The sequence below is a fragment of the Cohnella sp. 56 genome, from assembly GCF_037963805.1.
Lineage (GTDB): Bacteria > Bacillota > Bacilli > Paenibacillales > Paenibacillaceae > Cohnella.
Window position 1 is genome coordinate 257,019 of record NZ_JAZDQE010000004.1, and the last position, 16,220, is coordinate 273,238.

The 16,220-nt window shown below is 62.8% G+C and carries 15 protein-coding genes; 8 read left to right on the forward strand and 7 right to left on the reverse strand.

Features of this window, described 5'->3' with window-relative positions:
- Position 1: 1 nt before the first annotated feature.
- Complete coding sequence (gene leuC / locus VQ071_RS09410) at positions 2-1,423, reverse strand: 3-isopropylmalate dehydratase large subunit (RefSeq protein ID WP_340513707.1); 1,422 nt, start codon at positions 1,421-1,423, stop codon at positions 2-4.
- 123 nt (positions 1,424-1,546) lie between these two features.
- Between leuC and VQ071_RS09415 the strand changes: the two genes are divergently transcribed.
- Positions 1,547-2,467 carry a LysR family transcriptional regulator gene (locus tag VQ071_RS09415; protein WP_340513708.1) on the forward strand — a complete coding sequence of 307 codons (921 nt, stop codon included), beginning with the start codon at positions 1,547-1,549 and terminating at the stop codon, positions 2,465-2,467.
- Between the two features lie 44 nt (positions 2,468-2,511).
- Here the strand turns inward: VQ071_RS09415 and VQ071_RS09420 are convergent, their stop codons facing one another.
- Positions 2,512-3,315: a carbon-nitrogen family hydrolase gene (locus VQ071_RS09420; RefSeq protein ID WP_340513710.1), complete on the reverse strand. Its 804-nt coding sequence runs from the start codon at positions 3,313-3,315 to the stop codon at positions 2,512-2,514.
- Between the two features lie 272 nt (positions 3,316-3,587).
- On the opposite strand from VQ071_RS09420, the gene VQ071_RS09425 reads away from it, so the two are divergent.
- The 7 genes from VQ071_RS09425 to mtnB all read left to right on the forward strand — a co-directional run bounded on the left by VQ071_RS09425 (position 3,588) and on the right by mtnB (position 11,673).
- Complete coding sequence (locus tag VQ071_RS09425; protein WP_340513712.1) at positions 3,588-4,766, forward strand: pyridoxal phosphate-dependent aminotransferase; 1,179 nt, start codon at positions 3,588-3,590, stop codon at positions 4,764-4,766.
- A gap of 965 nt (positions 4,767-5,731) precedes the next feature.
- Complete coding sequence (gene proB, locus VQ071_RS09430; RefSeq protein ID WP_340513714.1) at positions 5,732-6,853, forward strand: glutamate 5-kinase; 1,122 nt, start codon at positions 5,732-5,734, stop codon at positions 6,851-6,853.
- The gene (locus VQ071_RS09435) at positions 6,850-8,097 is read left to right on the forward strand and encodes a glutamate-5-semialdehyde dehydrogenase (protein WP_340513716.1); all 1,248 of its coding nucleotides are present in this window, start codon (positions 6,850-6,852) and stop codon (positions 8,095-8,097) included. Before proB ends, VQ071_RS09435 begins: the two co-directional genes overlap by 4 nt.
- A gap of 53 nt (positions 8,098-8,150) precedes the next feature.
- Complete coding sequence (gene proC, locus VQ071_RS09440) at positions 8,151-9,038, forward strand: pyrroline-5-carboxylate reductase (protein ID WP_340513717.1); 888 nt, start codon at positions 8,151-8,153, stop codon at positions 9,036-9,038.
- A gap of 81 nt (positions 9,039-9,119) precedes the next feature.
- Entirely contained in the window at positions 9,120-10,358 is a 1,239-nt protein-coding gene (locus tag VQ071_RS09445) for a 2,3-diketo-5-methylthiopentyl-1-phosphate enolase (RefSeq protein ID WP_340513718.1), read from the forward strand.
- A complete protein-coding gene (locus VQ071_RS09450; RefSeq protein WP_340513720.1) occupies positions 10,355-11,029 on the forward strand; it encodes a 2-hydroxy-3-keto-5-methylthiopentenyl-1-phosphate phosphatase in 675 nt (224 codons plus the stop codon). The genes VQ071_RS09445 and VQ071_RS09450 overlap by 4 nt, the downstream gene beginning before the upstream one ends.
- Positions 11,030-11,034: 5 nt before the next feature.
- Positions 11,035-11,673 carry a methylthioribulose 1-phosphate dehydratase gene (mtnB, locus tag VQ071_RS09455; protein WP_340513721.1) on the forward strand — a complete coding sequence of 213 codons (639 nt, stop codon included), beginning with the start codon at positions 11,035-11,037 and terminating at the stop codon, positions 11,671-11,673.
- A 649-nt stretch (positions 11,674-12,322) separates the two neighbouring features.
- Here mtnB and VQ071_RS09460 read toward each other — a convergent pair.
- From VQ071_RS09460 to VQ071_RS09480, 5 genes are all read right to left on the reverse strand, one after another.
- Entirely contained in the window at positions 12,323-12,715 is a 393-nt protein-coding gene (locus tag VQ071_RS09460) for a DUF2500 domain-containing protein (RefSeq protein WP_340513723.1), read from the reverse strand.
- A 146-nt stretch (positions 12,716-12,861) separates the two neighbouring features.
- The gene (locus tag VQ071_RS09465) at positions 12,862-13,245 is read right to left on the reverse strand and encodes a hypothetical protein (RefSeq protein ID WP_340513724.1); all 384 of its coding nucleotides are present in this window, start codon (positions 13,243-13,245) and stop codon (positions 12,862-12,864) included.
- Between the two features lie 49 nt (positions 13,246-13,294).
- Positions 13,295-14,050 carry a DnaD domain-containing protein gene (locus tag VQ071_RS09470; protein WP_340513725.1) on the reverse strand — a complete coding sequence of 252 codons (756 nt, stop codon included), beginning with the start codon at positions 14,048-14,050 and terminating at the stop codon, positions 13,295-13,297.
- Positions 14,043-15,266 (reverse strand): acetate/propionate family kinase, encoded by a 1,224-nt coding sequence (locus VQ071_RS09475; protein WP_340513726.1) that lies wholly within the window; start codon positions 15,264-15,266, stop codon positions 14,043-14,045. Before VQ071_RS09475 ends, VQ071_RS09470 begins: the two co-directional genes overlap by 8 nt.
- A complete protein-coding gene (locus VQ071_RS09480) occupies positions 15,263-16,135 on the reverse strand; it encodes a 3-hydroxyacyl-CoA dehydrogenase family protein (RefSeq protein ID WP_340513727.1) in 873 nt (290 codons plus the stop codon). The genes VQ071_RS09475 and VQ071_RS09480 overlap by 4 nt, the downstream gene beginning before the upstream one ends.
- Between the last annotated feature and the right edge of the window lie 85 nt (positions 16,136-16,220).

Here is a 16,220-nt window from a genome sequence, read left to right on the forward strand (position 1 = left end):
CTTAAGCCGTCACTTCGGACTTGAATTCCCAGTTGCGGACATCGGTGAACTTGCCCTTGATCGCCGCCGCCGCAGCCATCTCCGGCGATACGAGATGCGTGCGTCCACCGCGGCCCTGACGGCCCTCGAAGTTGCGGTTGGACGTGGACGCGCAGCGCTGTCCCGGCTGGAGCACGTCGGGGTTCATCGCGAGGCACATCGAGCAGCCCGCTTCGCGCCATTCGAATCCGGCAGCCGTGAAGATCTGGTCCAGACCTTCCTTCTCCGCCTGGATCTTGACGCGGCCGGAGCCAGGGACGACGATCGCGGTGACGTTCGGGCTCACGCTGTGGCCTTTGGCGACGGAAGCCGCCGCGCGCAGATCCTCGATCCGTCCGTTCGTGCAGGAGCCGATGAACACGTAGTCGATCGGAATCTCGGTCATCGGGGTGCCCGGCGCGAGATCCATATATTCGAGCGCCTTCTCGGCGGCCTTGCGTTCGTTCTCGGTCGGCAGCTGCTCCGGATACGGCACGATCGACGTGATGCCGGTGCCCATGCCGGGGCTGGTGCCCCAGGTAACTTGCGGCACGAGCGTAGCGACGTCAAGATCGACCTCGGTGTCGTATACGGCGCCTTCGTCCGTCGTCAGCGCCTTCCACTGCTCGACGGCGCGGTCGAAGTCTTCGCCCTGCGGCGCGTATTCGCGGCCGCGCAAGTAGTTAAAGGTCGTCTCGTCCGGCGCGATCAGGCCGGCGCGGGCGCCGCCCTCGATGGACATGTTGCAGACGGTCATGCGCTCTTCCATCGTCAGGCCCGTGATCGCTTCGCCCGTGTACTCGATGACGTAGCCGGTCGCGAAGTCGGTGCCGTACTTGGCGATCAGGCCGAGGATGAGGTCCTTGGCAGTGATGCCGGCCGGACGCTTGCCGATGAAGTTGACCTTCATCGTCTTGGCCTTGGACTGCTGCAGACACTGCGTCGCGAGCACATGCTCGACTTCGCTCGTGCCGATGCCGAACGCCAGCGCGCCGAATGCGCCGTGCGTCGAAGTGTGGCTGTCGCCGCACACGATCGTCTTGCCCGGATGCGTCAGGCCCAGTTCAGGCCCCATGACGTGGACGACGCCCTGGTCGATCGTGTTCAGGTCATACAGCTTGACGCCGAACTCGGCGGCATTCGTGGTCAGCGTGTCGATCTGCTGCTTGGAGATCGGGTCGGAGATGTTGAAGCGATCCTTGGTCGGGACGTTGTGGTCCATCGTCGCGAACGTCAGGTCGGGACGGCGTACCTTGCGGCCGGTCATGCGCAGGCCCTCGAACGCTTGCGGCGACGTGACCTCGTGGACCAGGTGCAGGTCGATATACAAAATGCTCGGCTTGCCCGCTTCCGAATGAATGACGTGATTATTCCAAATTTTCTCGAACATCGTTTGCTTGCTCATTTTACAGTCACCCCGTGTCGTTGTCCTTGTCTAGAATAATTCTATAATAGCATTGGTTCTATCATTGTTCCAAGATATAATATCTATAAAGTTGATAGTTCAGCCATATAAGGAGAGCCGCCCATGGAATTCCGATTGCTCCAGTACGTCATCCAGATCGCCGCCGAACGCAACTTCTCCCGCGCCGCGGAGAAGCTCCATATCGCGCAGCCCTCGCTCAGCCAGCAGCTGTCCAAGCTTGAAAAGGAGCTCGGCGTCCTGCTCTTCAAGCGCACGACCAACAGCGTGGAGCCGACGCATGCGGGCACGGTATTCGTAGAGAAGGCGCAGCAGATCGTCGATATGACCGAACAGCTGCGCCGCGAGATGGCGGATATGGCCGACCTGCGCAAAGGGCGCATCGTCATCGGCAGCCTGCCGATGACCGGATCGCACATACTGCCGTACGTGCTGCCCGCGTACCGCGCCGCCTACCCGGACATCGAGATCGCGCTTGTCGAGGAGCCGTCCGCGATGCTCGAGCAGCTCACCGCGAGCGGCGGCACCGACGTCAGCCTGCTGTCCCTGCCCCTGATCGAGCCTTCGCTCGCCTACGAGCCGATCCTCGAGGAAGAGATCCGGCTCGCCGTCCCGCCGGGCCATCCGCTGGCCGCGGCCCGCTCGCGCAGCGGCGGCGCTGCCGCCGTCGATGTCGCGTCGCTCGCGCAGGAATCGTTCGTCATGCTGAAAAAGGGACAGGGCTTCCGCGCGATCGCGATCAGCCTGTGCCGGGAGGCGGGCTTCGCGCCGCGCGTCGGCGTGGAGAGCGCCAACATCGAGACGGTGCAATCGCTCGTCGCGGCCGGCATGGGCATCGCCTTCGTGCCCGAGATGATCACCCGCCGGGACAACGACGGCCTGCAGCCGGTGTACATCCCGCTCAAAGGAAGGCCGACGCGCACGCTCGTCATCGCTTACCGCAAAGGACGCTACCTGTCCAACGCGGCTGAGGCGTTCATCTCTACATTCAGGGAGACGATGAGCAGACTGCAGCAGCAGTCCTGAGCGGACGCCCTGAGCTGAACCGCAGAACGGAAGCCCAGAACGGATTAGTACAACGAAGGTCTGCGGTCGTCGAATACGGGGATGCGGTCCCGGACTTCGTCCGTCAACGCCAAGTCGATCTCCGCCCGCAGAATCATCTCGTCCTCGCCCGCTTCGGAGACGACCTCGCCCCAAGGATCGACGATCATCGAATGGCCGAAGAAGCGCGTCGTCCCGCTCTCGCCGCTGCGGTTGCAGGCGATGACGTACATCTGGTTCTCGATCGCGCGCGCCTGCAGCAGCGTCCGCCAATGATGCAGCCGCGGGTGCGGCCATTCGGCCGGCACGAACAATATTTTCGCGCCTTCGAGCGCGAGCTTCCTCGCCAGCTCCGGGAAACGGATGTCGTAGCAGATCATCGCGCCGGCCGGCACGCCTTCGAGCTCGAAGCGGCCATGATTCTCGCCGGCCTCGAGATGCAGATGCTCGTCCATCAGCTTGAACAGATGGATCTTGGCATACTCCGCAATCTGACGGCCTGCACGGTCGAAGCCGTACATCGTGTTGACGACCGCCCCGCCGAGCGCGGCCCGGCTCTCGGCAATCGAGCCCGCGATGACGTTGACGCCGTACTTTTTGCTAAAATCCGATATAAACGCCTTCGTCCGGACGCCCTCGGCATCGGCGATCGAGCGAATCTCGTCCAGCGCATAGCCGGTATTCCACATCTCCGGGACGACGATCGCATCGGGCTTGTCCCCTTCGCTCACCGCGCGTTCAAGCAGCTCCGCCAAGCGGGCGTAGTTGTCGTCCGGATGTCCGGCATGAATGTCCATCTGAATCAGTGCCAGCTTCAGCTTGTTCGTCATATCCGATAACTCCTTGCTTCCAGAGAGTGCCGGCTGTGTGCCAGCTCGCATGCAGCTTCATCGTAACCGATTCGGCCAGCACCGACAAGAAGAGGGACGCCGTGTGAGTGACGTTGACGGCATCTCTCGGGTATCGCTCCTGAGCGTCACCACTACGCCCCCTCAACTCCCCCTTTTCCGATTGTACTACTCGATTCCTTGTGCTATTGTCGTCCTAGAATGTATATTCTACCTATTACCTACTGATAAGCAACGGAGCGTGAAGCTGTCACATGTCTATCCGCATTCAACCCGCAGACCGCATGACCGGGCTGCCGGAGCAGTTCTTCGCCGCGCTCGTCGGCCGGGCGAACGCCCGCGCGGCGACCGGACGCGATGTCATCAACCTCGGACAGGGCAATCCCGATCTGCCTACGCCCGCACATATCGTCGACAAGCTCAAGGAAGCGGCCGGCAACCCGCTGTATCACAAATATCCTCCCTTCCGCGGATTCCCGTTCCTGAAGGAAGCGGTGGCGAAGCGCTATAAGGAAGACTACGGCGTCGACCTCGATCCCGCGACCGAGGTCGCGATACTGTTCGGCGGCAAGACCGGGCTCGTGGAGATCAGCCAATGCTTGCTCAACCCCGGCGACGTCTGCCTCGTGCCCGACCCCGGCTATCCGGATTACTGGTCCGGCGTAGCGCTCGCTGGCGCGCGGATGAGCCAGATGCCGCTGCTCGCCGGCAACGGATTTCTCCCGGACTACGAGGGGATTCCCGCCGAGGATCTGGCGCGGGCCAAGCTGATGTTCCTCAACTATCCGAACAATCCGACGTCCGCGGTCGCGACGCCCGAGTTTTATGCCGATACGGTGCGGTTCGCCGAGAAAAACGGCATCGTCGTGGCGAGCGACTTCGCCTACGGCGCGATCGGGTTCGACGGACGCCGTCCGGTGAGCTTCCTCGAGACGCCGGGGGCCAAGGAAGTGGGCATCGAATTTTATACGCTGTCCAAAACCTATAACATGGCAGGCTGGCGCGTCGGCTTCGCGCTCGGCAACAGCCGGATCATCGAGCTGCTCAATCTGATCCAGGACCACTATTATTGCAGCCTGTTCGGCGGCATCCAGGAGGCGGCCGCGCTCGCTCTGACAGGACCGCAGCAGGCGGTGGCGGATCTGGTCGGCGTATACGAGCGGCGGCGCGACGCGCTGTACGACGCCTTGGCCGCGAACGGCTGGCAGGCGGCGAAGCCGGCGGGTTCGTTTTTCTGCTGGCTGCCCGTGCCGGCAGGGCATGACTCCGCCTCCTTCGCGAACCTGCTGCTGGAGGAGGCGGATATCGTCGTCGCGCCGGGCATCGGCTTCGGCGCGCACGGCGAAGGTTATGTGCGGCTCGGGCTGCTCGCGCCCGAGGCGCGCCTGCGCGAGGTGGCGGAGCGGATCGGCCGGCTGGGCCTGTTCCGCTGACCGTATGTTGGGGGCGAGCGGCGGCGGTGCGGCTGCTCGAGAAGTGATGAGCGGCGGCGGCAGGCTTGGGTGTGAGGAGCTAGCGGCGCGGATATAGCGGACTTTTTGGCCGCTATTGCGCCCCGCGGGCCGCCTCGGTGCAGACATAGCGGACTTTTTGGCCGCTATTGTGCCCCGCGAGCCGCCTCGGCGCAGCGATAGCGGACTTTTTGGCCGCTATTGTGCCTCGCGGGCCGCCTCGGCGCAGCCATAGCGGACTTTTGGGCCGCTATTGTGCCTCGCGGGCCGCCTCGGCGCAGCCATAGCGAACTTTTTGGCCGCTATTGCGCCCCGCGGGCCGCCTCGGCGCAGCGATAGCGGACTTTTTGGCCGCTATTGTGCCCCGCGAGCCGCCTCGGCGCAGCGATAGCGGACTTTTTGGCCGCTATTGCCCCCCGCGAGCCGCCTCGGTGCAGACATAGCGGACTTTTGGGCCGCTATTGTGCCTCGCGGGCCGCCTCGGTGCAGACATAGCGGACTTTTTGGCCGCTATTGCGCCCACGAACCGGCTGCGGCGCAGCGATAGCGGCGGTGTGCCGGGCGATCGCTTTCTTTACAAGGCCGGAGGGCCGTGCTATTCTTAGTTCAATCGGCGGCGCCAGCAGAGGCGTTGCCTCCGTCCATCCTCATACGCAATGACGGGAACCAAAAGGTGAACCGCACCGTCCAGAGAGCAAATTCCCAGGCTGCGAGAATTTGCACGGCCGCCCTCCTTTTCCCCATCCCCGAGCGTCCGGCGACGAGCCGGACGGTGCCCACCGTTACAGGGCGTTCGAGCGGACGGTCCGCGCACCCACGAGGTCGCGGCCGTCAACGAAGGTGGTACCGCGGGAGCCCAAGCTCCCGTCCTTTGAACAGGACGGGGGCTTTTTTGCATGGCGTTGGACCTGAATCAACTAAAATACAACTACTAGGAGGAGACGCGCATGAAGCGGCGTATTGTCGTCAAGATCGGCAGCAGCTCGCTCGCCGGCGAGTCCGGCGGGCTGAACAGGGTCAGCTTCGGCTACTTCGCCTCAGAGATTGCGGCCCTGCAGCGGGACGGCGCGCAGGTGCTGCTCGTGAGCTCGGGCGCGATCGCGGCCGGCTTCCGGGCCGTCGGGTACGAGAGCCGGCCCAAGCTCGTGCACGAAAAGCAGGCGGCCGCGGCCGTCGGTCAGGCGCTGCTGATGCAGGCTTACCAGGAAGCGTTCGCGCCGTACGGCATCGCGGCCGCCCAGATACTGCTCACGCGTCCCGACTTCAGCCAGCGGCAGCGCGCGCAGAACGCGCAGCGCACGATCGAGGAGCTGCTGCGGCAGGGCGCAGTGCCGATCATCAACGAGAACGACACCGTCGCCGTCGACGAGATCAAGTTCGGGGAGAACGACTCGCTGTCCGCGCTCGTCGCCAACCTCGTCAAGGCGACCGGGCTATACATTTTGACTGATATTGAGGGTCTGTACACGGCCGACCCGCGCAAGGACGCCAGCGCCGTGCGGATCGACCGTGTGGATGTCATCTCGGAGGAGCTGTACGGCATCGCCGGCGGCGCCGGCTCATCGGTCGGCACCGGCGGCATGCGCTCCAAGATCGAGGCCGCGCGCATCGCCATGGGCGGCGGCGTGCCGACGTTCGTCGGCCGCTCGACCGAGCCCGGCGACCTGACCGCCGCGGTCGAAGGCCGCGGCAGGGGCACCTACTTTGCCGCCTCCCTCCACTCGCTGCCCGCGAAGAAGCAGTGGATCGGCTTCCTGTCGGTGCCCCAGGGGCGGATCTTTGTCGACACCGGCGCGGAGTCGGCGCTGCTGAACGGCGGCCGGAGCCTGCTGCCGGCGGGCGTCACGCATGTGGAAGGCGACTTCCACCCGGGCGACGTCGTCGAAGTCGTGAGCGAAGGCCGCACGCTCGGCAGAGGCGTATCGAACTACGACGCCTGGCAGCTCACCGCAGTCGCGGGGCTGTCTAGCGACGAGGCGGCGCGGCGTGTCGAGGTCAGCCGCGTCGAAGTGATTCATCGAGACGAATGGGTAACGACATACGTACCCAAGGAGGTTAAACGATCATGAGCGAAGCAAAAATAAAAGCGACCGCAGCAGGAACTGCCACAGCGGTGCTGGGCAGACTGACGACGGCGCAAAAAAACGAGGCGCTCGCCCTGATGGCGGATGCGCTAATCGCCAATCAGGCGGACATCATCGCGGGCAACGATATCGACATCGAACGCGGCCGGACGGGCGGCACCTCCGAGTCGCTGCTCGACCGGCTGCGGCTGACTCCCGACCGGATCGAAGCGATCGCCGGGGGCCTCCGCGAGATCATCGAACTCCCCGATCCGGTCGGCGAGACGATCGCGCGGTTCGAACGGCCGAACGGACTTCAGATCGAGCAGCTGCGCGTACCGATCGGCGTCGTCGGCATCATCTACGAAGCACGGCCGAATGTAACTGTAGATGCCGCCGGGCTGTGTCTCAAGACGGGCAATGCAGTCGTGCTGCGGGGCGGCTCGGCAGCCCTCGAGTCCAACCGGCGCATCGTCGCCGCACTGCGCGGCGCGCTGCGGGGGAGCGATATCCCCGAGGACGCGCTGCAGCTGATCGAGGACGCGAGCCGGGCTTCGGCCAACGAGATGCTCAAGCTGAACGGACTGCTCGACGTCATCATTCCGCGGGGCGGCGCTTCGCTCATCCGCAATGTCGTCGAGAATGCCACCGTTCCCGTCATCGAGACCGGGGCTGGCATCTGCCATACGTACGTGGACGATACGGCCGACTATGGCATGGCGGAGGCGATCGCGCTGAACGCCAAAGTACAGCGTCCGTCCGTCTGCAATTCGATGGAGACGCTGCTGCTTCATGCCGGCTTTGCGGAGCAGCATCTGACGCGACTGGCCGACCGCTTCCGCGAGGCAAACGTCGAGCTGCGGGCCGACGAGATCGTCCGCTCCCGCGTATCTTGGGCAACCGCCGCGACCGACGACGATTATGCGACCGAATACAACGACTATATTTTAAATGTACGTATCGTGGACAATCTCGACGAGGCGATGGCCCATATCGCCCGCTTCGGTACGAAGCATTCCGAATGCATCGTGACGCAGACGCAAGCGAACGCGGAGCGCTTCCTGCAAGAGGTCGACGCGGCAGCCGTGTACCACAACGCCTCCACCCGCTTCACCGACGGGTTCGAGTTCGGCTTCGGCGCAGAGATCGGCATCAGCACACAGAAGCTGCATGCGCGCGGTCCGATGGGCTTGCCCGCGCTCACCTCGACCAAGTACCGCATTATCGGCAACGGCCAAATTCGCGGATAATATCACGACATTAAATTTTAACGACATTAATTAACGAGCGGAGAAATGCAACGATGAACGAAAACCCAGCTAACGAAAATCCAGGCAGCAAGCTTGCCGACTCCAAAATTTGCTTCTACGGCGCCGGATCGATGGCGGAAGCCATCGTCCGCGGGCTCGTCGATACGGGCGCGGCCCCGGCCGGGAACATCACGGTATTCAATCGCGCCAACGCGGAGCGTCTCGCCGAGCTGCGCGCCAACTACGGCGTCCTGACCGCAACGAACGATGCCGAACGGCGGGATGCACTCGCCTCGGCCGACGTCATCGTCCTCGCGATGAAGCCCAAGGACGCCGCTGCCGCACTGAAGGCGCTCGCGCCCGCGCTGCGTGCGGAGCAGCTGCTGGTGTCGCTCATCGCCGGCCTGTCGATCGACACGATCCGCCGCCTGACGCGCGCAGACCAGCCCGTCATCCGCACGATGCCCAATACGTCCAGCAGCATCGGGCTCGGCGCGACCGGCATCGCCTTCTCCGGCGGCCTGCCGGAGGACGCGCAGCGCCTCGCGCTCGATATGTTCGGCGCGGTCGGCATCGCCCAGGTCGTCGCAGAGCCGCTGCTCGATGCGGTGACCGCGGTATCCGGGAGCGGCCCCGCCTATTTGTACTATGTCATGGAGGCGATGATCGCAGCCGGCATCGAGCAGGGGCTCACGCCGGACACCGCACGCGAGCTGACCGTGCAGACGGTTCGCGGCGCAGCCGATATGGTGAGGCTGACGGGCGAGGCGCCCGCCGAGCTGCGCCGCAAGGTGACGTCGCCGAACGGCACGACGCAGGCCGCGATCGAGACGATGCAGCGGCTCGGCGTCGATAGTGCGATCACGACGGCCATGTCGAACTGCGCGGCGCGGGCGGGCGAGCTTGGCCGTGCGATCGCGGACGAGGCGCTGCGGGATTAAGCGCCCAGCGCTCTTCGTCCCCATCAGACCTTCTCGCCGCGATCGCCATCAGATTCAACATAGAAAGAAGGAAGTCACACGATGAGCCAAAACAAAAGCCAAGCGACCTACCGCTTGTACGACGATAAAGCCGACTTCGCCAAAAAAGCGGAAGGCATCGCAGTCGGACTCACGGTCGGCAGCTGGACGGAGCTGCCCGAAGTTGCCAAGCAGAAAATGGAGCAGCATCTCGGTCGGGTCGTATCCGTCTCGGCGCACGAGCCTGAGAACGCTGCCCCCGGCGAGCGATATGCGGACATTACGATCGAGTATCCCGATCTCAATTTCAGCCGTGACATTCCGGCCCTGCTCGTCACGATCTTCGGCAAGCTGTCGATGGACGGCCGCATCAAGCTGACCGGTCTCTCGCCGTCCAGCGATTTTCTGTCCGCCTTCCCCGGCCCGAAGCTGGGACTGGCAGGCATCCGGCAATATCTCGGCGTGCATGACCGTCCCCTGCTCATGAGCATCTTCAAGTCGGTCATCGGCTACGATCTGGCGGGACTGCGCGAGCAATTCCTCCAGCAGGCGCTCGGCGGCGTCGATCTGATCAAGGATGACGAGATTCTGTTCGAAAATCCGCTCACTCCGCTCGAGCGCCGCGTCGAAGCCTGCATGTCCGCCGCACGCGAAGCCGAGGCCGTCACCGGGCAGAAGCTGATCTACTTCGCCAACTTGACGGGACCGACCTCCAAGCTGCGGGAAAATGCGCTGCGCGCCATCGACGCCGGCGTCAACGGCCTGCTGTTCAACGTGCTGGCCTACGGCTTCGACGCGCTCGCGGAGCTGGCCGCCGATCCCGCGGTCAGCGTGCCGATCGCCGCTCACCCCGCGCTCGCAGGCGCCTACTATCCGTCGCCGCATCACGGCATCGCCGCTCCCGTCCTGCTCGGGACGCTCACGCGCATCGCCGGCGCGGACCTGTCCCTCTTCCCCTCGCCGTACGGCTCCGTCGTCATGCCGAAGGCGGAGAACCTGGCCGTGCGGGACGCGCTCGTCAGCGGCGCGCTGCCGCAGAAGGCGGTGCTGCCCGTGCCTTCGGCGGGCATCCATCCCGGACTCGTGCCGCTCATCGTGCATGACTTCGGCACGGATGTCGTCGTCAACGCCGGCGGCGGCGTGCACGGTCATCCGCTCGGCGCGGCCGCCGGCGGACAAGCGTTCCGCCAGGCGATCGACGGCGTGCTGGCCGGCGCGGATCTCGAAGCGTACGCGGCCGCCGATGCTGCGCGCGAGCCGCTGAAGCTCGCGCTTGAACGCTGGGGGGTGCGCAGACCGTGACCGAGCGCACATTCAATAAGCCGCCCGTACTGTTCTGCGACTTTGACGGCACGATCACGATGAGCGACAATATCGTCGCCGTCATGAAGCACTTCGATCCGCCGGGCTGGGCGCCGATTGTCGACGATATCGTAGCGCTGCGCAAGTCGGTGCGCCAAGGCGTCGGCGAGATGTTCGCCCTGATTCCTTCCGCGCGGCGGCAGGAGATCACGGATTACATCCTCTCTACGGCCGGTATACGCCCCGGCTTTCGCGAGCTGCTCGACTGGTGCCAGAAGAGCGGCGTCGAGTTTTACGTGACGAGCGGCGGGATCGACTTTTTTGTCTATCCGCTGCTCGCGCCGTTCGATATTCCCGCCGATCATATCTTCTGCAACGGCAGCAGCTTCGAAGGCGAGCGCATCGAGATCTTGTGGCCGCACGCCTGCGACGAGCACTGCGACAATGACTGCGGCATGTGCAAGACAGCCGTCATCCGCCGGTTCCCGAAGGATGAATATACGCGCATTCTGATCGGCGACAGCGTCACCGACTTCGCGGGGGCGAAGCTTGCCGATCTCGTCTTCTCCCGCTCCCATCTGACAGAGCGCTGCCGCGAGCTGGGACTCGCGCATGTGCCGTTCGAGACGTTCTACGACGTCGTCAAGTATCTCGATGAAGGGAATTGGTAACAGGCATGAACGATCTATTGTTGGAAGACAAGCAGCGGGTGTACCGCGAGCTGGATATCGTCAAAAGCGACTTCGCGGCGCGCGGCTGGTTCCCCGGTACGAGCGGCAATCTGTCGATGCGCGTCGGCGGCTTCGAGCCGGACCGCTTCGCATTCGCCGTCACGGCGAGCGGCAAAGACAAGGCGGCCTCGACGCCGGAGGACTTCCTGCTCGTCGACCAGACGGGCGCGCCGATCGAGGCCACCCGGCTGAAGCCGTCCGCCGAGACGCTGATCCACTGTGAGATTTACCGTCAGACCGGCTGCGGCGCCATTTTCCACATCCACTCCGTCTACAACAGCATCGTCTCCGAGCTGTTCTGGGAGCGGCGCGCCGTGCCCGTCGAGGGCGTCGAGCTGATCAAGGCGTTCAATATCTGGGACGAGGAAGCGGTCATCGACGTGCCAATCGTCTCCAACTTCGCCGACATCCCGCGCATCGTGCCCGAGGTGAAGGTGCGTCTGGACAAGCGTATCCCCGGCATCCTGCTGCGCAAGCACGGCATCTACGCGTGGGGACGAGACGCATTCGAAGCGCGCAAGCATCTTGAGGCGTTCGAGTTTTTGTTCGAATACGTGTACCGGATGCAGCTGCTCAAGCGCTGACGCATATATGCGAGTTCGCAAATATGCAAATTCGCACATCCGCATATGCGCATATGCGCATATGCGCAAAAAGACCGCTTTGCCCTCGGGGCATCGCGGTCTTTTGTCGTTACGGCGGCCCCGGCCATTAAATAAGGATGCGACACATTCTTATTTACGCCCGAACACGCCATTTCGGCAAAATAAGGTTGCGCCACATTCTTATTTACGCCCGAACGCGCCATTTCGGCAAAATAAGGTTGCGTCACATTCTTATTTACGCCCGAACACGCCATTTTGGCAAAATAAGGTTGCGACACATTCTTATTTACGCCCGAACACGCCATTTCGGCAAAATAAGGTTGCGTCACATTCTTATTCCCCCCCAAACACGCCATTTCGGCAAAATAAGGATGCGTCACATTCTTATTTACGTCCGAACACGCCATTTCGGCAAAATAAGGATGCGCCACATTCTTATTTACGCCCGAACACCCCATTTCGGCAAAATAAGGTGGCGCCACATTCTTATTCCCCCCCCCCCCCCAAACACGCCATTCCGGCGAAATAAAGACACGCTACATCCTTATTTGCTCCCCCAACCGCTCTCCCGCCGGCAGCCTAAAACAAAAATGGACAGCGCCTCCGCTGCCCATCCTAATTGCCCCGCTTAGGAACGGCTCACCAGCCGCAGGCCCCTGTCGCGCTCGCGCTCGAAGCCGTAATATCGCGTACCCTGGTACGTCAGCATGCCTGCATCCTGCTCGGCCAGCAGTCCGTACTCGCCGCCGCTCAGCTTGAACTCGATGCGCGAGCCGTCCGGAAGCTCGAACGTGGCGTAATAATACGTATCCGATTGGTGATGGGAGACACCGTCGTCGTGATGGTGACGGTAATGCACGAGCGAACGCTTGGCGATGACGCGCGATGCGACCGACAGCAGCGGCTTCCTGTTGTTGCGGCTCCACTCCCCGATACTTCGGACGCCGAGCACCGCGATGATGCCGAGTACAGCGCAAAACAGAACCGGAAGAATGACCTGCAGCTCGCCCAATATGTCCATACCGATCCTCTCCTTTTCTGTTCCTGTCGCCAGCCTAGCCGTTTATACCTATATGTACGCGGCTCGGACCGAAAACTTAACCGAAAATTATCGGAGCGGACAGAATGCGGAGAAATCGGCTTTTCAAGCGAACGCGCTTGGGCGGATCAGGACTTCGCGGGCTTCGCCAGGCTCTTGTGACGGAAGCGCAGCGCCGACCAGACGCTGTCGATCGCCACGTTGCTGATCACGCGGTAATCGGTGCGGGTCTCCATGATTCTCCACAGCAAATCCCGGTTCAGGTCCGTCTGGACCTTGGCGGACTGCTTCGGATACGAGATCCAGCAGACGGCGTCGGGCTGCAGCAGCGGGATGATCTTGGGCAGCGTCTTCAGCATGTCCTCGGTATTGTTCACGAACACGAGCACGAAGTCGAAGCGGCCTTCGAGCGCCGTCTCGACGTCGACGCCCAGATCGAAGCCCTCCGGCGCTCCGTATACGAGCGCTCTGCCCGTTTTGTAATACAATTTCTGATATAACGGCTTTTCCATTAGTGAATTCTCCTTATGATCAACTCGATTGCATTCGTCCGGCTGCCGGTCAGCGTCCGGCCCTGAATCGTTGGGCATGCGCCCGGGCTTCCTCTACGCTGCGGACGCGGTTGCGGCTCCATTCGAGCAGAATCCGGTCCATATATCGAAAGGATAGCTTGCCTGCGAACACCGATTCCTTGAGTGCGAACAGAATCAGTTCCTCCGCGTACTTGTCCTGATCGAGCCAGCCGCCGATCGTCTCGACCTCCATCGGCGAGAGCGGTCTGCCGAACTCCCGCTCGAATACGGCGAACAGGTTGACCGGTACCGCTCCGCGGCCGTCGGCTGCTGCCTTCATGCCGCCTGCGGATGCCGCGCGGGCATGGACTTGTCCGTCCTGTGCCGCCGCCATGCCGCCAACGCCGGGACCGGAGCTCGAGCCGGCGGACTGGATCGGCGCTTCGCCGGATACGACCAGCTGGGCGACCGCCTGATACAGGCCGGACAGGTTGTACCGCTCCGACCGGACGCCCGACTGCGGGTCGCCGATCTCGTCGATCGCGATCAGCTCGCGCCGCAGCAGCTTCTGCAGCGTCTCTCCGATGACCGCATCCGAAGCGCCAAGCCGCTGCTGCAGCTGCTCCGTCGTCGGAAAGTCGTTCTGCTCAAGCTGTCTGAATGCGATGAGCTGAATGAGCAGCATGCACTCCGTATCGGTCAGCGACAGCATCCGGTACACGCGCAGCAGGGCATATGGGATGCTGGCCGCGCCGTCCATATAGACCTCGGCAAGGCTCCTCGCCGTGCCCGCTGCGTCACTCATGCGCTACAGCCTCCCTGACCTCGCGTACGAGGTCGTAGGTGTCTCTGGCGATCAGCAGCTCCTCGTTGGTCGGGACGACGAGCACCTCGATCTTCGAGGCGTCCGAGGAGATACGGCGCGGTTCGCCGGACCTCACGCGATTGCGGGCTTCGTCGAGCTCGAGCCCGAGGAAGGTCAGCCCCTCGCAGACAGACTGGCGCAGCACGTCGGAATTCTCGCCTACGCCCGCCGTGAACAGCAGCACATCGATCCCGTTCATCGCGGCCGCATAGGCGCCGATATACTTGCGAAGCCGGTACGTATACATTTCAAATGCGGTCTTCGCGGGCTCGCTGCCTTCGTTCATCGCCTGTACGACTTCACGCATGTCGCTGCTGACGCCCGAGATGGCCATCAGACCGCTATGCTTGTTGAGCATGGAATTCACCTCGGAGAGCGTCAGCTCCTCCTTGTTCATCGCATACGGCACGATCGCAGGGTCCAGATCGCCGCTGCGCGTCCCCATCATGAGCCCCTCGAGCGGCGTCATGCCCATGCTCGTGTCCATCGACTTGCCGTCCAAGATTGCCGTGCAGCTCGCGCCGTTGCCGATATGGCAGCTGACGATCTTGAGCTCCTCGAGCGGTCGGCCCAAATATTCGGCGGCCCGCTTGCTGACATAGTCGTGCGAGGTGCCGTGGAAGCCGTAGCGGCGGATCTGATGCTTGCGGTACAGCACCATCGGGATCGCGTACAAATACGACGTCTTCGGCATCGTCTGATGGAATGCCGTATCGAACACGACGGCCTGCGGCACTTCCGGCAGGTTCGTCTCCACGGCGACGATGCCCATCATATGCGCGGGATTGTGCAGCGGCGCGAGATCGAACAGCTTGCGGATCTCCAGCTTCACCTGCGCGTCGATCAGCACGGATCGGCTGAAGGTCTCGCCGCCGTGCACGATCCGATGGCCGACAGCCTCCACTTCGTCGATGTTGCGCAGCACGCCGAAGCGGCGGTGGGTGAGCATGTCGAGCACTTTGCGGACGGCGACCGTATGCTCGAGAATCTCGCTGACCTCGCGCACCTCCGGCTGTCCCTCCACCTCATGCGTCAGGATGGACGATTCCATGCCGATCCGCTCCACGCGGCCTTTGGCCAGCACGGCCTCCGTCTTCATATCGTACAGCTGATACTTCAAAGATGAACTGCCTGCATTGATGACGAGTATGTTCATGATTTGCGCTCACCATCCTTGGTGTACTTGAAGAAGCCCTGGCCGGTCTTCACGCCGAGCTGGCCTGCGCGCACCTTCTTCTTGAGCAGAATGGAAGGCCTGTACTTGAGCTCCCCGTATTCCCGGAACATCCGGTCCAGCGCGGCCCATACCGAATCGAGCCCGAAGCGGTCGGCCATCTCGAGCGGTCCGTATTGGAACTGATACCCGATGCGCATCGCGGTATCGATGTCCTCGGGCGAGGCGACGCCCTCCTGCAGCACATTCAGCGATTCGTTGATGAGCAGACAGATGAGACGCGTCGTCACGAAGCCCGGCGATTCGAACACCATGACGCCTTTTTTGGACAGATCGCGCTCGATGAATTCCTTGGTTCTGCTAAAAGTGTCGTCCGACGTCTGCAGGCCTCTGATAATTTCCACGACATCGATTCTGAACGCCGGATACACGAAGTGCATCCCGATGACGCGCTCGGGATGCTTGGTCACGCTCGCCAGCTCCGTCAGACTGAGCGTCGACGTGTTGCTCGCCAGCACCCGGTCCTCGGGGATTACTTCGTCGAGCTGCTGGAAGACAGCCTTCTTGCTCTCCAGGTCCTCGCTGATCGTCTCGATGATGAGATCGCACTCAGCCAGATGCGTGAGCGAAGGCTCTGTATGAATTCGGTTCAGAATAAGTTTTTTTTCCGCCTGCGTAATCGCCCATCGCTCGATCTGGCGGTCGAGATTTTTCCCGAGCGATTGAAGCGCCTGCTTGAGCCGCTCCGCCGAGCTGTCCGTCAGATGCACGTCCAACCCTTTGACGGCGAGCATCTCGGCGATACTCTGCCCCATCGTGCCCGCTCCTACGACTCCGATCGTCCGAAACATGCGCATTCTCCTTCCGCAGCTACACATCTGCAATCAACCTGACATTCCCATCTTATCATACCCGCCCGCCGACATAAACCGACGG

Bases quoted from the DNA above. Each gene is read 5' to 3' on its own strand.
- leuC (WP_340513707.1), bottom strand. From the start codon at position 1,423: ATGAGCAAGCAAACGATGTTCGAGAAAATTTGGAATAATCACGTCATT.
- VQ071_RS09415 (WP_340513708.1), top strand. From the start codon at position 1,547: ATGGAATTCCGATTGCTCCAGTACGTCATCCAGATCGCCGCCGAACGC.
- VQ071_RS09420 (WP_340513710.1), bottom strand. From the start codon at position 3,315: ATGACGAACAAGCTGAAGCTGGCACTGATTCAGATGGACATTCATGCC.
- VQ071_RS09425 (WP_340513712.1), top strand. From the start codon at position 3,588: ATGTCTATCCGCATTCAACCCGCAGACCGCATGACCGGGCTGCCGGAG.
- proB (WP_340513714.1), top strand. From the start codon at position 5,732: ATGAAGCGGCGTATTGTCGTCAAGATCGGCAGCAGCTCGCTCGCCGGC.
- VQ071_RS09435 (WP_340513716.1), top strand. From the start codon at position 6,850: ATGAGCGAAGCAAAAATAAAAGCGACCGCAGCAGGAACTGCCACAGCG.
- proC (WP_340513717.1), top strand. From the start codon at position 8,151: ATGAACGAAAACCCAGCTAACGAAAATCCAGGCAGCAAGCTTGCCGAC.
- VQ071_RS09445 (WP_340513718.1), top strand. From the start codon at position 9,120: ATGAGCCAAAACAAAAGCCAAGCGACCTACCGCTTGTACGACGATAAA.
- mtnB (WP_340513721.1), top strand. From the start codon at position 11,035: ATGAACGATCTATTGTTGGAAGACAAGCAGCGGGTGTACCGCGAGCTG.
- VQ071_RS09460 (WP_340513723.1), bottom strand. From the start codon at position 12,715: ATGGACATATTGGGCGAGCTGCAGGTCATTCTTCCGGTTCTGTTTTGC.
- VQ071_RS09465 (WP_340513724.1), bottom strand. From the start codon at position 13,245: ATGGAAAAGCCGTTATATCAGAAATTGTATTACAAAACGGGCAGAGCG.
- VQ071_RS09470 (WP_340513725.1), bottom strand. From the start codon at position 14,050: ATGAGTGACGCAGCGGGCACGGCGAGGAGCCTTGCCGAGGTCTATATG.
- VQ071_RS09475 (WP_340513726.1), bottom strand. From the start codon at position 15,266: ATGAACATACTCGTCATCAATGCAGGCAGTTCATCTTTGAAGTATCAG.
- VQ071_RS09480 (WP_340513727.1), bottom strand. From the start codon at position 16,135: ATGTTTCGGACGATCGGAGTCGTAGGAGCGGGCACGATGGGGCAGAGT.